Origin of the sequence: Providencia sp. SP181, from assembly GCF_050446505.1 — a bacterium.
Taxonomy (GTDB): Bacteria; Pseudomonadota; Gammaproteobacteria; order Enterobacterales; family Enterobacteriaceae; genus Providencia; species Providencia vermicola.
Genome location: NZ_JBBPXM010000004.1, coordinates 385,770 through 403,015, shown reverse-complemented (window position 1 = coordinate 403,015; position 17,246 = coordinate 385,770). Strand labels below are relative to the sequence as shown.

The window sequence follows — 17,246 nt, the reverse complement described above, 5'->3', positions numbered from 1 at the left end:
GGATGATTTCCTTATTTTAAAAATTATTATTAGTATATTTTATGATATTTTGGTGTAGCGTCATTAGTTTCTCTAGTTTCGGTAACTTATTTTTTTCACTAATTTCATCAGAAAATTCAGAAATACTTTCCAGATTATAATGATATTTTCCACTAATAACATCGTCATCAGAGAAACTAATACACATTACACCCTGTTGGTTTATTTCAATATTGAGCTTTTTAAATGTATTTCGTGCATTCAGTAATAATTCAACGATAGTTGGTTTTAACCATTTAGATAATTCTAACTCATTCATCGCACCAAGTTTGAAATATTTAGAGAATTCGATTGATGAAGCTTTATATTTTGTTGCATGGGGTACGATACCGCTTGAGATAACTGCTATATTTTTAAAATATGAGTAGTCGGTCATGATCCCATAACGGTAATAATGGTCATAACGGGTTTTCTTCGTTGTTGTCGTGTTACCTTTGCTGTCGGTTGTCGTTTCTTCGGTCTCAACTTCATCAACAAATTCAAATTTATAAAAACTGAATGCTGGTACTGTGTCTGAAAGTGTGGGGTATTCATACATTATTTGCCGTGAATAGTTGCCTCGGTTAAATTCGACAAAATTTTCAAGGTTATTATGCGCTATACCTGAATTAAGTGGCTGAGGATGAATCCCATAATCTAATAACGCAATACCAGTGTAGATTTTGTGACTGATTTTCTTCATTCTGGATCTTCTAAATAGGCATACAGACAAGGACATCAGAGTTATGGCAGCACTGGCAACTAGGATATAGGAATGGTATTCCCCCCACGTTTTATCATAGTCGGAATAATAGGTGATATATAGCACCCAGAGAAAAACACTAAAGCTCAAAGAAGCAAGGGTATACAAAATACCATTTTTATACTTGAGTGGTTGGCCAAAGTTCTGTACTAACTTTAGTGCCTTATTGAAATCATCGTGATTTATTGCATTGTTGGCGATGTATTCAATTTCTTTAATGATTTTTCTGACAGAAGAATTATGTTTTAGCATTTTTAAATTATTATATTTATGAGTCCTAAAAGCATTATCTAAAAAAAAGAGGCATTAATATACAAATATAAAAAGATTGAAAATAATGGAGATTGAGGAATATAAGTAAAAATAATAAAGATATGGGTTAAAATACTTCTCTTTTCCCAGTAGCGATAAAGATGCAGAATAAAATAGTATTATTTATTATTTTTAAGCTTTTGTTGTTTTCTTCTTGATGATTAATTTTCAGAAATGACCTAAAAAATAAAAAGAGAGCATTGCTCTCTCTTTTTATACAAAAACGTTTAAATATTATAAAACGTATTTGCGGATCACTTCAGCGATACCAGGTTCGGTATTTTCGCGAGTGACCAGTTTGGCTTGCTGCTTGATTTCATCGACAGCATTGCCCATTGCGACGCCGAGGCCTGCGGTGGTAAGCATGCTTAAGTCATTGAAATTATCACCAAAAGCGACAACATTTTCCATTGTCATACCTTGGGATTCAACCCACTCTTTTAAACGTTGGCCTTTACTATTTCCTTTACGACCCACATCCACCTGATCCATCCAAGACCATTCACAATCTAAGCCAAAATCATTTTCGATTTCGTTGACGACTTGGTGTAACTGCTCTTTATTTTGTGAGCTAACCGCAAATTTCCAAATAGAATCATAGTTATGCATCACATCCGCATAGTCTTCAACAAACTCAATGGTTGGACGTTGTGCGGCGGGTAATGAATCAGCCCAATTTAATGTGCGCGTAATACCTTCAGTTTTTGCGTTATATAACATCGCGTTATCCACATACATTAAATGTTGGATATCGGTTCCGCGTAACTTATCAATCATTTGAGTGACTGAATCGAGGGTCATTGGATTTGATTTGAGAACTTTTTTCCCGAGATAGTCATAAAGGTAAGTACCGTTACAGCAAATAGCAGGAGTATCCAGATCAAGCGCTTGGTAAAAAGGGTGAATGGCGACATGGTGACGGCCTGTCACGATGATCACTTTGACGCCTTGGCGGCGGGCTTCTTGTAGGACAGCTAACGATTCAGGCAGGATCTTCTTTTGATGATCAAGCAGTGTTCCATCGAGATCGAGCGCAATAACGCGGTATGACATAAACGGCTCCACGTGATTTTAGAAGTGACCTATAGGCGAGCTATAGGAATGAGGTCATTTTATCATCATAGCTGATAATAGTAACGAACTGAACCGTTTTAGTTTAACGATGTTGGTTTAAGGTAATAGCGGCATTGGCGTTAATTACTCACAGTAATTTAAAAAATATAAGGTATAGTGGCCTAATACATTTAGGTTATCGATGCGGCTTAGCATTTTTGTCATGAATTAAGGAGTTCAGATGGAACAGGTTGTTTATATTGCAAGTCCCGAAAGTCAGCAAATTCATGTGTGGTCAATGAATGAAGTGGGGGAGTTGACGCTTCTGCAAACTGTGAAAACACCAGGACAGGTACAACCAATGGTGCTAAGCCATGATAAAAAGCACCTGTATATTGGTGTGCGCCCAAATTTTCGCGTCGTAACCTATGAGATTGAAACGAAAGGCACGTTACGCTTAAAAGCAGAAACATCAGTACCAGGTACACCTGTACACTTATCCCTTGATAATACAGGTAAATACTTGTTTGTGCCTTCCTATCATCAACACAATTTATCTGTGTTATCGATGAATCAAGATGGTGTACCGAGTCAAGTGATCCAAGTGATTGAAGGCTTGCGTAACCCTCATTCATCTCATGTCGATGCAGATAATCAGCAACTTTGGGTGCCTTGTTTAGGGGAAGATCATATCCGCTTGTTTGATCTGAATGAGAAAGGGTATTTAACGGAAGCAACAGCTGACCAAATAACAACCGCGCCAAATTCAGGCCCTCGCCATTTGGCATTCCATCCAACGGAGAAAGTTATTTACTGTGTAAATGAACTGGATTCAACCATTGGTGTTTATCGTAAGTTCACCCGTTATCGTACAATGCAAACATTGGCAAACTACCCTGCAGGCAATGAAAGCCAACGTTGGGCTGCCGATATTCATGTGACGCCAAATGGTCGCCATTTATATGTCAGTGAGCGTTCAGAAAGCTACATTAGCCACTATATTATTTCTGATGATGGCTGCGAACTCACGTTAGAGGCGCGTTACCCAACCGAGGTACACCCAAGGGGCTTTAATATCGATGCAACTGGGCGTTTTTTAATCTCCAGCGGGCAAAAATCCGACCATATTTCAGTGTCAGAGATTGACGGGATTACTGGAAAGTTAACAGAGGTGGGGCGTTATTCTGTAGGTAAAGGCCCTATGTGGGTACTGTCTTTCATCCTTTAATCTCCGTCATACTTCGAGTTATAGCTGTGTTGGCTTCACGCGGGTACCCTAGTCACATACTTATGTATACTCCTAGGGATACCCTTGTTTGCCGCCTTGCTATAACTCAAATTATTTAGGAGATTATCTGTTTAAAAATCTGTTTAAAAATCTGTTTAAAAATCTGTTTAAAAATCTGTTTAAAAATCTGTTTAAAAATCTGTTTAAAAATCTGTTTAAAAACAAAGTATTAAGTTTATTTTATTGATTGCCCTAAGACTTTGGCCATAGTATCGATGACCTTAGTGAGTTGCTCAGGGGTGATGATATACGGTGGCATAATATAAATTAATTTGCCAAATGGGCGTACCCATACGCCATTTTCCACAAACACCTTTTGTAAAGCGGCGGTATTTACAGGCTGCTTCATTTCAATCACGCCAATAGCGCCAAGTATACGCACATCTGCAACAGCAGAGTGTGAGGCTAAGGGCAGCAGTTCGGTTTTGAGTTGTTGTTCAATATTGGCAATCGTTTGTTGCCAAGGGCTATTAAGCAACAGAGTTAGACTTGCATCGGCGACAGCACAGGCTAGGGGGTTACCCATAAAGGTCGGGCCATGCATAAAACAACCCGCTTCACCGTTGCTAATCGTTTCTGCGACGTGGCGTGTTGTGAGCGTCGCTGAAAGCGTCATATAACCGCCTGTTAATGCTTTACCTAAGCACATAATATCTGGTGATATATTGGCGTGATGACAGGCAAACAGTTTTCCTGTACGCCCAAAACCTGTAGCGATTTCATCTGCAATGAGCAAGATCCCATATTCATTACATAACTGGCGTACACCTTTCAAATACTCAGGGTGATAGATACGCATTCCCCCCGCGCCTTGTACGATCGGCTCTAAGATGATCGCTGCAATTTCACGATGATTTTTAGTTAATTCACGAATTAAAGGCTCAAGATCACTTGGCTCCCATTCATCATAAAAACCACATTGTGGGGCATCCACAAAGATATGCGGTGGTAAATAGCCTTTATACAGACCATGCATGGAGTTATCTGGGTCACAGACCGCCATCGCACCAAAGGTATCCCCATGATATCCATGGCGTAATGTTAAAATTCGTTGACGTTTTTCACCTCTAGCTTGCCAATATTGCAGCGCCATTTTAAGCGCGACTTCGACGGCAACAGATCCTGAATCGGCCAAAAATACACACTCCAGTGGATCAGGAGTCATGGCGACTAACTGCCTGCATAAATTCACTGCGGGTGGGTGGGTTATTCCGCCGAACATCACATGAGACATCTGATTTAATTGGCTTATGACTGCTTGGTTGAGTTCAGGATGGTTATAGCCATGAATCGCTGACCACCACGAGGCCATCCCGTCAATCAATTTTTTTCCATCTGCCATTTCGAGCTCAACCCCGTGTGCTGCAACGATTGGATAGGCTGGGATAGGGTGACTCATTGAGGTATAAGGGTGCCAAATGTGTTGGCTATCAAAAGCAATATCGTGACTATTCATCATTAACCCATTGTAAACTTTTTTAGATCATTTTAGTTGACATGATAACCACAATATTTAAACTGGCAACAATTTTTTCAACTGGAGTGTCTCCATGAATACATTAAAACAGTGGACAATAAAACAAGCTAATGAACTGTTTTCAATGCCTTTTTTTGAGTTGTTATTTCAGGCGCAACAAACACATCGCCAACATTTTGACCCACAGCAAGTACAAGTCAGTACCTTGTTGTCTATTAAAACAGGCGCATGTCCCGAAGATTGCAAATATTGTGCGCAGAGCGCTCGCTATAAAACAGGTTTAGAAACAGAACGTTTGATGGAAGTTCAGCAAGTGCTTGAATCAGCAAAAAAAGCTAAGCAGGCCGGGTCTACGCGTTTTTGTATGGGGGCCGCGTGGCGCAATCCAAAAGAGCGTGATATGCCTTATCTTGAAATGATGGTGAAAGAGGTGAAATCCCTAGGGATGGAAACCTGCATGACTTTAGGGATGATTGATAACTCCCAAGCCCAGCGCCTCGCTGAGGCGGGTTTAGACTATTACAATCATAACCTTGATACATCCCCTGAATATTACGGCAATATTATCACGACGAGAACATACCAAGACCGTTTGGATACTTTGGGCAATGTTCGAAATGCAGGGATAAAAGTGTGCTCAGGCGGTATTTTAGGCTTAGGTGAAAAAGTTAGCGACCGTGCCGCTTTGCTGGTGCAATTAGCCAATTTACCAAAACCACCAGAAAGCGTACCAATTAATATGCTAATGAAAGTGGAAGGCACGCCAATGGCAGACAATGAAGATGTCGATGCCTTTGATTTTATTCGTACTATTGCAGTGGCTCGTATCATGATGCCGACGTCATATGTACGTTTATCGGCAGGTCGCGAGTATATGAATGAGCAAACTCAAGCGCTCTGTTTTATGGCTGGGGCAAACTCAGTTTTCTATGGCTGTAAGTTACTCACCACACCTAATCCAGATGAAAACAAAGATTTAGCACTGTTTAGGAAACTGGATATTAACCCAGAGCGTATTGATACGGATGAAGGGGATAACCAGCAAGCTGCGAAATTGGCAGAAACATTGTTAACCGCTGATAACGCAAAGTTTTATAATGCAGCAGTATGATGAGCTGGCAAACTTTCCTACAAGATCAGATCGAACAGCGCAAACGTGCCTCGATCTGGCGTCAACGTCAATGTATTGAAAGATCTGATGGTAGAGAGCTATATCAAAATGGCGAAAAATACCTAAATTTTTCGTCTAATGACTATTTAGGGTTATCTCACCATCCTGAGATTATTGCTGCATGGCAACGTGGTGCAGATATCTATGGAATTGGGAGTGGCGGTTCAGGGCATATTACTGGGTATACCCAAGCGCATGTTGCACTTGAAAGTGAACTGGCACAGTGGTTGGGTTACTCAAAAGCACTGTTGTTTATTTCCGGTTTTGCAGCAAACCATGCGGTGATTACGGCGTTAATGACAGCAAATGACCGCATATTAGCCGATAAACTCAGCCATGCATCTATTATAGAAGCCTCAATACATTCAGGGGCTCAATTAAGACGCTTTTACCATAACAATACATCCTCTCTTGAAAATTTAATTAATAAGCCAGCTTCAGGGAAAACCCTTGTGATTAGCGAGGGGGTTTTTAGTATGGATGGGGATAGCGCCCCACTGAATACCTTGCAGGATATTGCAAAAAAACACAGTGCGTGGCTAATGGTTGATGATGCTCATGGTATTGGTGTTTGCGGCTTTCAAGGGAGAGGGAGTTGTTCGGCTTATGGCATTAAACCTGAAATTTTGGTGGTGACATTTGGTAAAGCGTTTGGTTTAAGCGGAGCTGCCGTGCTTTGTGATGACCAAACCGCGGATTTCTTGGTTCAATCAGCACGCCATTTAATTTACAGCACGTCTATGCCACCCGCGCAGGCGGTTGCATTATTAGAAGCGGTTAAACAGATTAAGTTGGCAGATAAACTGCGTGAAACTCTTCAGCAGAATATTGAATACTTAAGGAAAAATGCCAACTTTAAACAAATGAAATTTGCTGACTCAACCACAGCCATCCAACCTTTAATCATTGGTGATAATGAGACATGCCAACGTGCTGCAGCATTTTTACGCCAAAAAGGGATTTGGGTTCAAGGGATCCGCCCACCAACAGTTCCGCCAGGCAGTGCAAGGTTGAGGATCACGTTGAGTGCAGTACATCAACAAAACGATCTTGATAAATTATTGGAGGCTTTAGATGACTTCGATCATTTGTCATGACAAACAAAAAATTGCGGCGGCATTTGGCCGAGCAGCGACAAGATACGATGCTATCGCTAACTATCAGCAGACAGCAGGAGAGCAACTGCTCAATAAATTGAAATCGACCCTCGTTGCAGCGCAGGTTAACATGCCTTTACGGGTATTAGATGCGGGTTGTGGTACGGGTTTTTTTAGTCAAAAGCTGAAACATCAAGGCCATACAGTCACTGCACTGGACTTATCTTCTGGCATGTTAGATGTCGCCAAAAGTAAGAATGCAGCAGATGAATATTTGTGTGCTGATATAGAGTCGATCCCGACTCATTCAGCGCAGTTTGATGTGGTTTTTTCCAATTTATCCATTCAATGGTGTGAAAACTTACATGGTGCATTGAGTGAGCTATACAGAGTAACAAAGCGTGGTGGTGTGATTGTTTTTACGACGCTCGCAGAGCATTCGCTTAATGAATTATCCAAAGCTTGGCAGCTGCTTGATGAATATTCTCATGTGAACACCTTTTTGAGCCCACAAGCTATCACCTCGAGCTGCCAAACATGGCGCCATGAGCTGTCTTTTCAAAAAGATACGCTGTATTTCCCTGATTTAATTAGTCTATTGAATTCACTTAAAGGGATTGGAGCGACCTATTTGACCGAGGGACGCCAAACAGGGCTAATGACTCGTAAGCGCCTTCAGCAGTTAGCTTTAGCTTATCCGATGGCTCATCAAGGGCTACCGTTAACTTATCAAACCGTATTTGGAGTCATCTATCGTGACTAAAACTTATTTTGTAACAGGAACGGACACTGAAGTTGGAAAAACCGTGGCAAGTTGCGCTTTATTGCAAGCCGCTAATGCTCAAAAGTTTAACACTGTCGGTTATAAACCTGTTGCCTCAGGGAGTGAACAAACACCAGAAGGGCTGCGCAATAACGATGCTTTATTATTACAAGCGAATAGCCGAGTGAAATTGCCGTATTCATCAGTCAACCCCATTGTTTTTGAAGCCCCTACTTCACCGCATATCATCAGTGAAAAAGTGGGAGAGCCTATTGATTTTTCGGTTATTAATCAAGGGTTGTTAGAGGTTCAGAAAAAAGGGGATTGGGTGTTGGTTGAAGGGGCTGGCGGGTGGTATACCCCATTATCCACTGAAAAAACCTACGCAGATTGGGTTATTGAACAGCAACTTCCTGTTATTTTAGTGGTGGGCGTGAAATTGGGTTGCATTAATCACGCATTATTAACGTTAGAGGCGATTAATACCGCTGGTTTATCTGTGGTCGGCTGGATTGCCAATGAAATTGAACCCGCGGGTATTTATCAGGCTGAATATCTTGCAACACTCAAACGCATGATTAACTCACCTTGTTTAGGGATCTTACCTTATCAGCCCCAACTTAATGAATCCACGTTAGGTCAATATTTGGATCTTACGTTATTGTGAAATAAATAAAGGGCTTAATATTATTGTTTTAGGCCCATTTCCCCCTCTAATAAATGATCAATTGTTAAATGCTTTGTTGATCTTGTTTAACGTTCTTAACCTATTTTTTGTCAAGTTTTACCGTAGAAATAGTCTGATGATCGAACTAAAACAGATAAAATCTCTTTTTTTAAACGGATACTACGTAAAAATTTTTTCATATAACTGCCATCGTTTTGTCATTTATTCAATGTTTAACAAATTTTACTCATGACGAGAAAGCATGAGCCCTAAGGGCTTCAAGAGTTATCCACCATTTCTGTGGATAACCTTGTGTATTAACATTATAAAACAACTTCTATGCTAGGCGGCAAGCGGCTTTGCCTTTATTTGATGTGATTCTGGACTTTGAGATAATTTTATTTAAATACAATAGGTTAAATAAAATCAAGACTTCAATCTATATTTGCGATAGGGCGATAAAAACCAATAGCATAAAATATAACGTTTTCCAAAGGTCAAGCATTATTTTGGGGATAACATTTTTATAAACTCATTGGAACGTCGGATAGAGAAAATATTAAATTCAGGACTTGAAGCTGTTTTTTTATCCAGTATTATAGAAAAAGAGACACGTTATGAGGCGGTAATATGAGTAAGGATTTTAAGCTGTATTCTGATTTTCAGCCAGCGGGGGACCAACCTGAAGCAATTCGTCAATTACGCGAAGGGCTGCAAGATGGCTTAGCGCATCAAACGTTATTGGGAGTAACAGGGTCAGGGAAAACCTTTACGATAGCTAATGTTATCGCAAAAGAAAATCGCCCAACCATGTTGATGGCTCATAACAAGACCCTTGCGGCACAACTTTACAGCGAAATGAAAGCTTTCTTCCCAGATAACGCAGTAGAGTACTTTGTTTCTTACTATGATTATTACCAGCCTGAAGCCTATGTGCCTAGCTCTGATACATTTATCGAAAAAGATGCCTCTGTAAACGAACACATTGAGCAAATGCGCTTATCTGCGACTAAGGCCTTACTTGAACGTCGTGATGTCATTGTGGTGGCTTCTGTCTCAGCTATATATGGGTTAGGCGACCCTGATAGCTACTTAAAAATGATGCTGCACCTCACCGATGGCATGATCATTGACCAACGCTCTATTTTAAGGCGTTTAGCTGACCTGCAATACAGTCGTAACGACCAAGCTTTTACCCGTGGTACTTTTCGCGTTCGCGGGGAAGTGATTGATATTTTTCCTGCAGAATCTGACGAATACGCGTTACGTGTCGAGCTGTTTGATGATGAAGTTGAACGTCTATCTCTCTTTGATCCACTGACGGGGCAAATTCAACACCGTGTGCCTCGCTTTACGGTTTACCCAAAAACACATTACGTCACACCAAGAGAACGTATTTTGGAAGCGATGGAGCATATCAAAGAAGAGCTGGTGGATAGGCGAAAAGTGTTGTTAGAAAACCACAAACTGGTGGAAGAACAGCGTATTACTCAGCGTACTCAGTTTGATTTAGAAATGATGAATGAACTGGGTTACTGCTCAGGGATTGAAAACTATTCACGCTATTTATCGGGTCGTGCTCCAGGTGAACCACCTCCGACATTGTTTGATTATTTACCTGCGGATGGCCTACTGGTGGTGGATGAATCTCACGTGACCATTCCTCAAATCGGGGCGATGTACAAAGGTGACCGTTCCCGTAAAGAGACCTTAGTTGAATATGGTTTCCGTTTGCCTTCGGCATTGGATAACCGACCAATGCGTTTTGAAGAGTTTGAAGCTTTAGCACCGCAATCTATCTACGTATCTGCAACTCCTGGCAAATATGAGCTAGAAAAATCAGGCAATGAAGTTATTGAGCAAGTGGTTAGGCCGACAGGCTTACTGGATCCGATTATTGAAGTGCGCCCTGTGAGCACGCAAGTAGATGATTTGTTATCTGAAATTCGTATTCGTGTGCAGAAAAATGAGCGTGTATTAGTCACCACGTTGACCAAACGAATGGCGGAAGATTTAACAGAATATCTGGAAGAACATGGGGAGCGTGTTCGTTACCTTCACTCAGACATTGATACGGTTGAACGGGTAGAAATTATTCGTGACTTACGATTGGGTGAGTTTGATGTGCTTGTTGGTATCAACTTATTAAGGGAAGGCCTCGACATGCCAGAGGTGTCTTTAGTGGCTATTTTAGATGCAGACAAAGAAGGTTTTCTGCGTTCAGAACGTTCTTTGATCCAGACAATAGGCCGTGCAGCACGTAACTTAAACGGTAAAGCGATCCTTTACGGCGACCGAATCACCAATTCGATGGAAAAAGCGATAGCAGAAACCGAACGCCGCCGTGCAAAACAAATGGCATTCAATGAAGAACATGGCATCGTACCGCAAGGGTTAAACAAGAAAATTGGCGATATCCTGCAGATAGGTCATAAAGTTGGCGGGAAAGGCAAAGGGCGCTCAAAAGATAATGCCAAGAGTGAGACATCAATTGATATACAAGGTATGTCGACGAAAGAGTTGGAACGACGTATTTCGCAACTTGAGGCACAAATGTATAAGCACGCACAGGACTTGGAGTTTGAAGCGGCAGCGCGAGTGCGTGATGAGTTGCAAGAGATACGGTCTCAGTTTATCGCCAATTCCTAATCTTCTTTATCTTCTTCATACTTCGCGTTGTGGGGGTGTTGGCTGCGCTCAATCACTCGGGTCACATACTTATGTATGCTCCCCGAGATGCTCTCACTTGCCGCCTACCCACAACGCAAATTATTTTGAAGATAAATTTTCATTTTATTTCATTATGTAGGGGGGTAGGGGAGTAGGGGCAATCACTCGGGTCACATACTTAAGTATGCTCCTTGGGATACTTTCATTTGCCACCTAGCCACAACGCGAATTTTCTACATACTTCACGTTGTGGGGGTGTTGGCTGCGCTCAATCACTCGGGTCACATACTTATGTATGCTCCTTGGGATACTTTCACTTGCCACCTAGCCACAACGCAAATTATTTTGAAGATAAATTTTTATTTTATTTCATTATGTTGGGGAGTAGGGGCAATCACTCGGGTCACGTACTTATGTATGCTCCCCGAGATGCATTCACTTGCAAAAATTGGCTTGAGTAGCATTCCACCTCTGGGAGCCAAAGGTGGGATAAATTAGGAAATTACAATAGCGGGACGGTTTCTTCGATGGCTTGTAGGAGCAGCTTTCTATCGTGGCGATAAGGGATATCATCCGCTTCGAGGACGCGCTGGATAATCTTACGGTCACTGCTAATATCACTGGTTTGTGTGCGTGGCCCAAGGATCAACGCATCAATCTTTTTGCAGCCAATATAGTTTTCCATCATCTGCAATTTCTCAGGTAAAGTCAGATTAGCGGCTGAAGAGCCCACTTCCTTACCTAAATTACCAATATAAATCATTGGGGATTTGCATTCACGCAAGGCAGTGGCAATCTCGTCCAGTAGTAATAATGGCATTAAACTGGTGAAGAAACTACCAGGACCAATGATAATCAAATCCGCTTGGTGAATAGCTTCTAACGCTTCACGTGTGGCCTTAACGCGAGGGTATAGGCGTAACTCTTTCGGAATTTCGCGCAGGGCATCCACATTGACCTCGCCATAGACCTCATTACCCATCTCATCAATCGCCATCAAATCAACAGGGGATTCTGACATTGGAATGAGTTGCGCATCCACTTTGAGCATATTGCGAATTAAATTAATGGCCTCGAGTGGCCTAACACTCAGGTGATCTAATGATTTTAGCATTAGGTTACCTAAGTTGTGGCCAGAGAGTTCTCCATTACCGCCGAAACGGTATTCAAACATTGCTGAAGCAATTGATGGTTCAGTGATTAACTGATTCAAACAGTTCCGCATATCGCCCCAAGCAATCCCGCCTTCGGAACGACGAATTCGACCTGTAGACCCGCCATTATCTGTGGTGGTCACAATTCCAGTTAGGCGAGGGCCTAAAGAGGAAAGGGAAGACATTACGCGACCTAGCCCATGCCCGCCGCCAAGGGCAACAACATGTTTCAGGCTCGCCAGACTACTATTTGGCATAGTGTTCCTATATCAATCAGTCAATATTCGGCAAATAAACAGTCACTACTTAGTGCTTTTTATCTGTGGTTTGCTGTGTTTACAGAGCCGAACGTATCAAAAATGAAATCTAAAATAAATTGGGCGTTAATCTATCATAAAACATCATTGTTCGCTGAGTTACTGTGATAAAAAACAATAAAAGGCAATATTCCAGATTTACCTTAACCTCTTAGCAAAAAAACACCTGAATGTTTCCATTTTGAATATTTACCTATATAGTGTAAATAATTCTCATTTTCATTGTTTGTGTTATGGCTCAATATGTCTGATTCTGAGTTGCAACGCTTGTTTGCACGCCATTCTTCCTCATTATGTCGCTACCTCAACATGTACCTTAAAGACCATAGTTTGAGTATGGATATTGTGCAGGAAAGTTTTGTACGGATGGCTGAACTGATGAAGCACTCAACGATTCAAGATTTTGACGCTTATCTTTATCGGATTGCGAAAAACCTGATGATTGATCACTTTAGGGAACAAAAAGCACGTCCTTCAATGGTTATCAGTGATGAGCAATGGCAAGAAATACCTGCACAAGTAAAAAGCCTTGAAGCAACAGCAATAAGAGAGCAGCAACTTAGCCAGATACAAGCCATTATTCAAACATTGCCCAAGAGAACACAGGCTATTTTTCGTTTGCACCGAGAAGAGGGATTGACTCAAACCGAAGTGGCTCAATTGTTGAATATTTCGCTCAGTACTGTTGAAAAGCATTTAGCCAATGCATTGGCTGTTCTGATTCATCAATGGAAGGATTAATCATGAAATCAACAACATCTCCATCTGAAATCGAAAACACAGCGGCGATGTGGGTCGTCAAGACCACTCAAAGAGAGCTGGATGCACAAGAAAATAGCGAGTTTCAGCATTGGGTGAATGCATCGAAAGAGCATGCCAATGCCTATTATCGTGCAAGGCAAATTTGGGCGTTAACTTCCTATAATCAACAGCCTAGAAAAACAGAGAAACCAATTAAAGCCACAAAAAGTTTTGTGAAAGTTTCCGTCGCAGCCAGTATTTTAGTGTGTGGTTTGGTGACTTTGATTTGGTGGGGTGAAAATCAAGAACAGATTGATTACCAAGCCAGAATTGGTGAAGTTCAACATATCATATTGCCCGATGGCAGCCAAGTCGACCTCGATAGTGGTGCACAATTACAGCTAGCTTTTGACGGGCAATATCGACAAGTCAATTTGCTCCAAGGACGCGCCTATTTCTCTGTTGCACCTATCACTGGTAGTGAACTGCGTCCTTTCCAAGTTAAGGCGAGAAATGGTGTAACTCAAGCGCTGGGAACAGAGTTTGCCATTGATAATGAAGGGGATAATGTTGGTGTAAGTGTCTATCAGCACAGCGTTAAAATATCGCTATTATCAGGACAAGAATTGACGGTAAAAGCAGGCAGCTTTACGCAATACCAGCAGCAAATTTTACCCACAATACCACTTGCCAAACAAGCGTCAGAAGGATGGCGTGAAGGCCAGATTATTTTTCAACAGCAAACGCTTTCTGAGATTACCGCTGAAATTAATCGTTACCATAAAAAGCGAATTATTATTTTAGCTAGCGACAGTAAGGAAAAACTAAGCGGCGTATTGCAAATTAACACACTAGAAAGTGGACTTAAGTACCTTGTGTCATCAAAAGGACTCACGATTTATGAAGTACCATTTTTCACATTAATCTACTGATAGATAAAGAAATTATTATTTTTCACAAGTATTTAAATTATTTTTACGGGTTTCTTTCATTTCTACGTCTTAATCTAAGTGATTATGATTTTTATTACCATTATCATTTTAGGGATGGGAAATGACTCAAAAAAAGCACCAATATAAAACAGCCACACTCTGTGTTTACCTTGTATTAGGAGCACTACCTGCATATTCATTATTTAACATTGCTCATGCCAGTCAATCAATAACTGCAACCCAACAGAAAATTTCATTTTCGATTGGAGCAGGATCGCTTGAGAACGTATTGTTGCAATTTGCCCAACAGGCAAAAGTTGAAATCATTATTAATAGCCAAGAAATGAACGGCTTAAAAAGCCAAGGCATCAAAGGGCAGTTAACCTTGCAAGAAGGATTGCAGCAACTTGTTGGCGAAAATCCAGTTCAGGTCCAAATACACAATAATCGTATTTCTATTCATCGGGTAATTAATTCCTCCACAAGTGAAAACGTCATTAAGTTAGATAATATTACGGTGACAGCAAGCCAAATACAGCAAGGAGATTGGGTCTACAGTAGTCCCTCATCGGTGAGTGTGATTAGTAAAAAACAAATTGAAGACAGGCCACCGAAGCATATTGCTGACGTACTAGAGCTTACCACAGGCGTGTATTCCAGTGTCAGCCAGCAAGACCCGTCGCTATCAGTGAATATTCGTGGGATCCAAGATTATGGGCGTGTGAACATGAATATTGATGGAATGCGGCAAAACTTCCAAAAAAGCGGCCATGGGCAGCGTAACGGCTCAATGTATATTGATTCTGAGTTGCTATCTGGCGTTGAAATTCAAAAAGGAAACAATAGTGGTATGGGGAGTGGGGGAACGCTTGGCGGAGTTGCCACATTTAATACGGTAAATGCATCTGATTTTTTATCGAAAGATAAGACATTTGGTGGAAAATTACATGCCAGTACAGGGACGAATAATACTCATTTTATCGGTAGTAGCGCATTTGCCTTGGGAAATGAAAAGGGGGATTTACTGTTTGCTGCCAGTGAACGCCGCTTAGGTGACTATAAACCAGGGACGCACGGGAGTATTGGCGACATTCGCATCAACAATGATGCAGGGCATTATGACGAATTAGTGCGTGGTTTAAAACATACCCGAATTAACGATAGCAATTACCAGATGACCTCATATTTGGCGAAAGCAGGTTGGAATCTCAGTGAGTCACAACGTTTACAATTCAATTATTTAGAAACCAAAGTGGCGACACCTAATGCAGGTACATTAACTAATTTGGCGCAAACGTGGCCATATAAACTTGGATGGAAAAGCAGTGGGTTTAGTGATGTGACAACCCAGAACTATTCCCTTGATTATACGCAGTTTAGTGGCAGTCCATGGAGTACAGAATTTAAAGGGAAAGTGTATTTTGTTGATACGAAAGATGACACTGAAACTTATTCAACGAGCCAAATTTTTAATAATGGCTATCAGATGGATACTCGGGTTAAAACATTCGGGGTGCAACTCGAAAATCATTCAGAGATTGAATTTAATCATAATAATTTATTAAAAGCGCATTATGGTTTTGAAACTTTCCAAGATAAAGCTAGCAGCACCTCAACACGAGAAGCCGCATCAGGCGTAACACCAGATGGAAAACGTACGTTGAGCTCATTGTTTACTAATTTAACTTACGAATATGACGATTGGTTAACATTGGAAGGGGGAATGCGTTACGACTACTATACCCTCAAAGGGCAAACCAGCATGCGTTATGCCATCTTCCCTTATACAAAGGAAAATCCATGCACAGGTAGACGGTTACGTGATTGCCCAAGCACGCTGTATACAGAACATTGGAATGTTGATAAATCGGAAGGTGCGTTTTCACCTAATGCTCGTCTGGCTATTCGCCCAGGTGTCGAGTGGATGGAGTTCTTTACCAGTTATGGTCGTTCTTGGCGTCCACCTGCGATTACCGAAACACTCACCACTGGCAGCGCTCACAGTTCTTCAACACAGTTTCCTAACCCGTTTTTAAAAGCAGAACGCTCAAATGCGTGGGAAATCGGGGTGAATCTGAATTACCCCCAACTGATGCTTGAAGAGGATCGATTATTGGCTAAAGTGGCTTATTTTGACACGCGGGTTGATAACTATATCAACCTTGCGATTAACCGAACTAAGCCGGGATTGGTTAATCCAAGTATGGGGAATGCTGCGTACAGCAATAACTTAAATACGACACGTTTTAGAGGGTTTGAATACCAACTCAACTATGATGCAGGGTTTGTTTATGCAGATTTAACCTTCACCCATATGATTGGTAAAAACACATTCTGTGCTAACCGTGCGTGGTTAGGTGGCGTCTTGAAATTCCCAGAAGGTATTGGCCCTGGTAATTGGTATGCAGAGCCCGATGAGCAAGCAGACAATTATGTTAACTGCGATAGCGGCTCCATCTTTGGTAGTGCAGCAAATCTGCCAGGTGATAGAGGTTCATTCACACTCGGTGGACGTGCTTTTGATAGAAAACTGGATGGCGGAATGGTTATCCGTTTCACACCAGGTTTCCAAGACTATTCTGCACAAACCAATTACCCTTATTTAGCGGACTGGCCGAAATATACCCTCGTCGATTTATACGCAAGTTATTCAATTACGGATAATTTAATTATTCGCGGTAACGTGGAGAACTTAACCAATCGGGCCTATGTGGTGAGCTACGGGGAAAGCTTAGCGAATACATTAGGTCGTGGAAGGACGATATCTGGCGGGGTTGAGTTCCGTTTCTAAATACGTTCAATTACTTGGGGCAAATGCTTTCG

The 17,246-nt window shown here is 41.4% G+C and carries 13 protein-coding genes; 9 read left to right on the top strand and 4 right to left on the bottom strand.

The features are described 5' to 3' along the window. Positions 1–16: 16 nt before the first annotated feature. Both AABS66_RS09765 and AABS66_RS09760 read right to left on the bottom strand, forming a co-directional pair. Complete coding sequence (locus AABS66_RS09765; RefSeq protein WP_272538829.1) at positions 17–721, bottom strand: hypothetical protein; 705 nt, start codon at positions 719–721, stop codon at positions 17–19. Between the two features lie 606 nt (positions 722–1,327). Next, positions 1,328–2,146 (bottom strand): pyridoxal phosphatase, encoded by an 819-nt coding sequence (locus AABS66_RS09760; RefSeq protein WP_206085327.1) that lies wholly within the window; start codon positions 2,144–2,146, stop codon positions 1,328–1,330. Positions 2,147–2,387: 241 nt separating this feature from the next. On the opposite strand from AABS66_RS09760, the gene pgl reads away from it, so the two are divergent. After that, on the top strand, positions 2,388–3,374 hold the full coding sequence (gene pgl, locus AABS66_RS09755) for a 6-phosphogluconolactonase (RefSeq protein WP_206085328.1): 987 nt from the start codon (positions 2,388–2,390) through the stop codon (positions 3,372–3,374). A 235-nt stretch (positions 3,375–3,609) separates the two neighbouring features. Here pgl and bioA read toward each other — a convergent pair whose 3' ends face one another. Further along, entirely contained in the window at positions 3,610–4,890 is a 1,281-nt protein-coding gene (gene bioA, locus AABS66_RS09750; protein WP_206085329.1) for an adenosylmethionine--8-amino-7-oxononanoate transaminase, read from the bottom strand. A 94-nt stretch (positions 4,891–4,984) separates the two neighbouring features. Here bioA and bioB point away from each other — a divergent pair, with 94 nt between their 5' ends. The 5 genes from bioB (at position 4,985) to uvrB (ending at position 11,258) form a co-directional block, all read left to right on the top strand. After that, on the top strand, positions 4,985–6,022 hold the full coding sequence (bioB, locus tag AABS66_RS09745) for a biotin synthase BioB (RefSeq protein ID WP_206085330.1): 1,038 nt from the start codon (positions 4,985–4,987) through the stop codon (positions 6,020–6,022). Continuing rightward, positions 6,022–7,179: an 8-amino-7-oxononanoate synthase gene (bioF, locus tag AABS66_RS09740; protein ID WP_272680660.1), complete on the top strand. Its 1,158-nt coding sequence runs from the start codon at positions 6,022–6,024 to the stop codon at positions 7,177–7,179. Before bioB ends, bioF begins: the two co-directional genes overlap by 1 nt. Next, the gene (gene bioC, locus AABS66_RS09735; protein ID WP_206085332.1) at positions 7,157–7,942 is read left to right on the top strand and encodes a malonyl-ACP O-methyltransferase BioC; all 786 of its coding nucleotides are present in this window, start codon (positions 7,157–7,159) and stop codon (positions 7,940–7,942) included. Before bioF ends, bioC begins: the two co-directional genes overlap by 23 nt. Next, positions 7,935–8,609 carry a dethiobiotin synthase gene (gene bioD, locus AABS66_RS09730; protein ID WP_206085333.1) on the top strand — a complete coding sequence of 225 codons (675 nt, stop codon included), beginning with the start codon at positions 7,935–7,937 and terminating at the stop codon, positions 8,607–8,609. The genes bioC and bioD overlap by 8 nt, the downstream gene beginning before the upstream one ends. 630 nt (positions 8,610–9,239) lie before the next feature. Continuing rightward, positions 9,240–11,258: an excinuclease ABC subunit UvrB gene (gene uvrB / locus AABS66_RS09725; protein ID WP_206085334.1), complete on the top strand. Its 2,019-nt coding sequence runs from the start codon at positions 9,240–9,242 to the stop codon at positions 11,256–11,258. A 523-nt stretch (positions 11,259–11,781) separates the two neighbouring features. Here uvrB and AABS66_RS09720 read toward each other — a convergent pair. Continuing rightward, the gene (locus tag AABS66_RS09720; protein WP_206085335.1) at positions 11,782–12,690 is read right to left on the bottom strand and encodes a gluconeogenesis factor YvcK family protein; all 909 of its coding nucleotides are present in this window, start codon (positions 12,688–12,690) and stop codon (positions 11,782–11,784) included. 303 nt (positions 12,691–12,993) lie between these two features. Between AABS66_RS09720 and AABS66_RS09715 the strand changes: the two genes are divergently transcribed. The 3 genes from AABS66_RS09715 (at position 12,994) to AABS66_RS09705 (ending at position 17,214) form a co-directional block, all read left to right on the top strand. Continuing rightward, positions 12,994–13,491, top strand: coding sequence for an RNA polymerase sigma factor (locus tag AABS66_RS09715; RefSeq protein WP_206085336.1), 498 nt, complete (start codon positions 12,994–12,996; stop codon positions 13,489–13,491). A gap of 2 nt (positions 13,492–13,493) precedes the next feature. Next, complete coding sequence (locus AABS66_RS09710) at positions 13,494–14,423, top strand: FecR family protein (protein WP_430224870.1); 930 nt, start codon at positions 13,494–13,496, stop codon at positions 14,421–14,423. A 121-nt stretch (positions 14,424–14,544) separates the two neighbouring features. Beyond that, on the top strand, positions 14,545–17,214 hold the full coding sequence (locus tag AABS66_RS09705; protein ID WP_430224869.1) for a TonB-dependent hemoglobin/transferrin/lactoferrin family receptor: 2,670 nt from the start codon (positions 14,545–14,547) through the stop codon (positions 17,212–17,214). Positions 17,215–17,246: the final 32 nt, after the last annotated feature.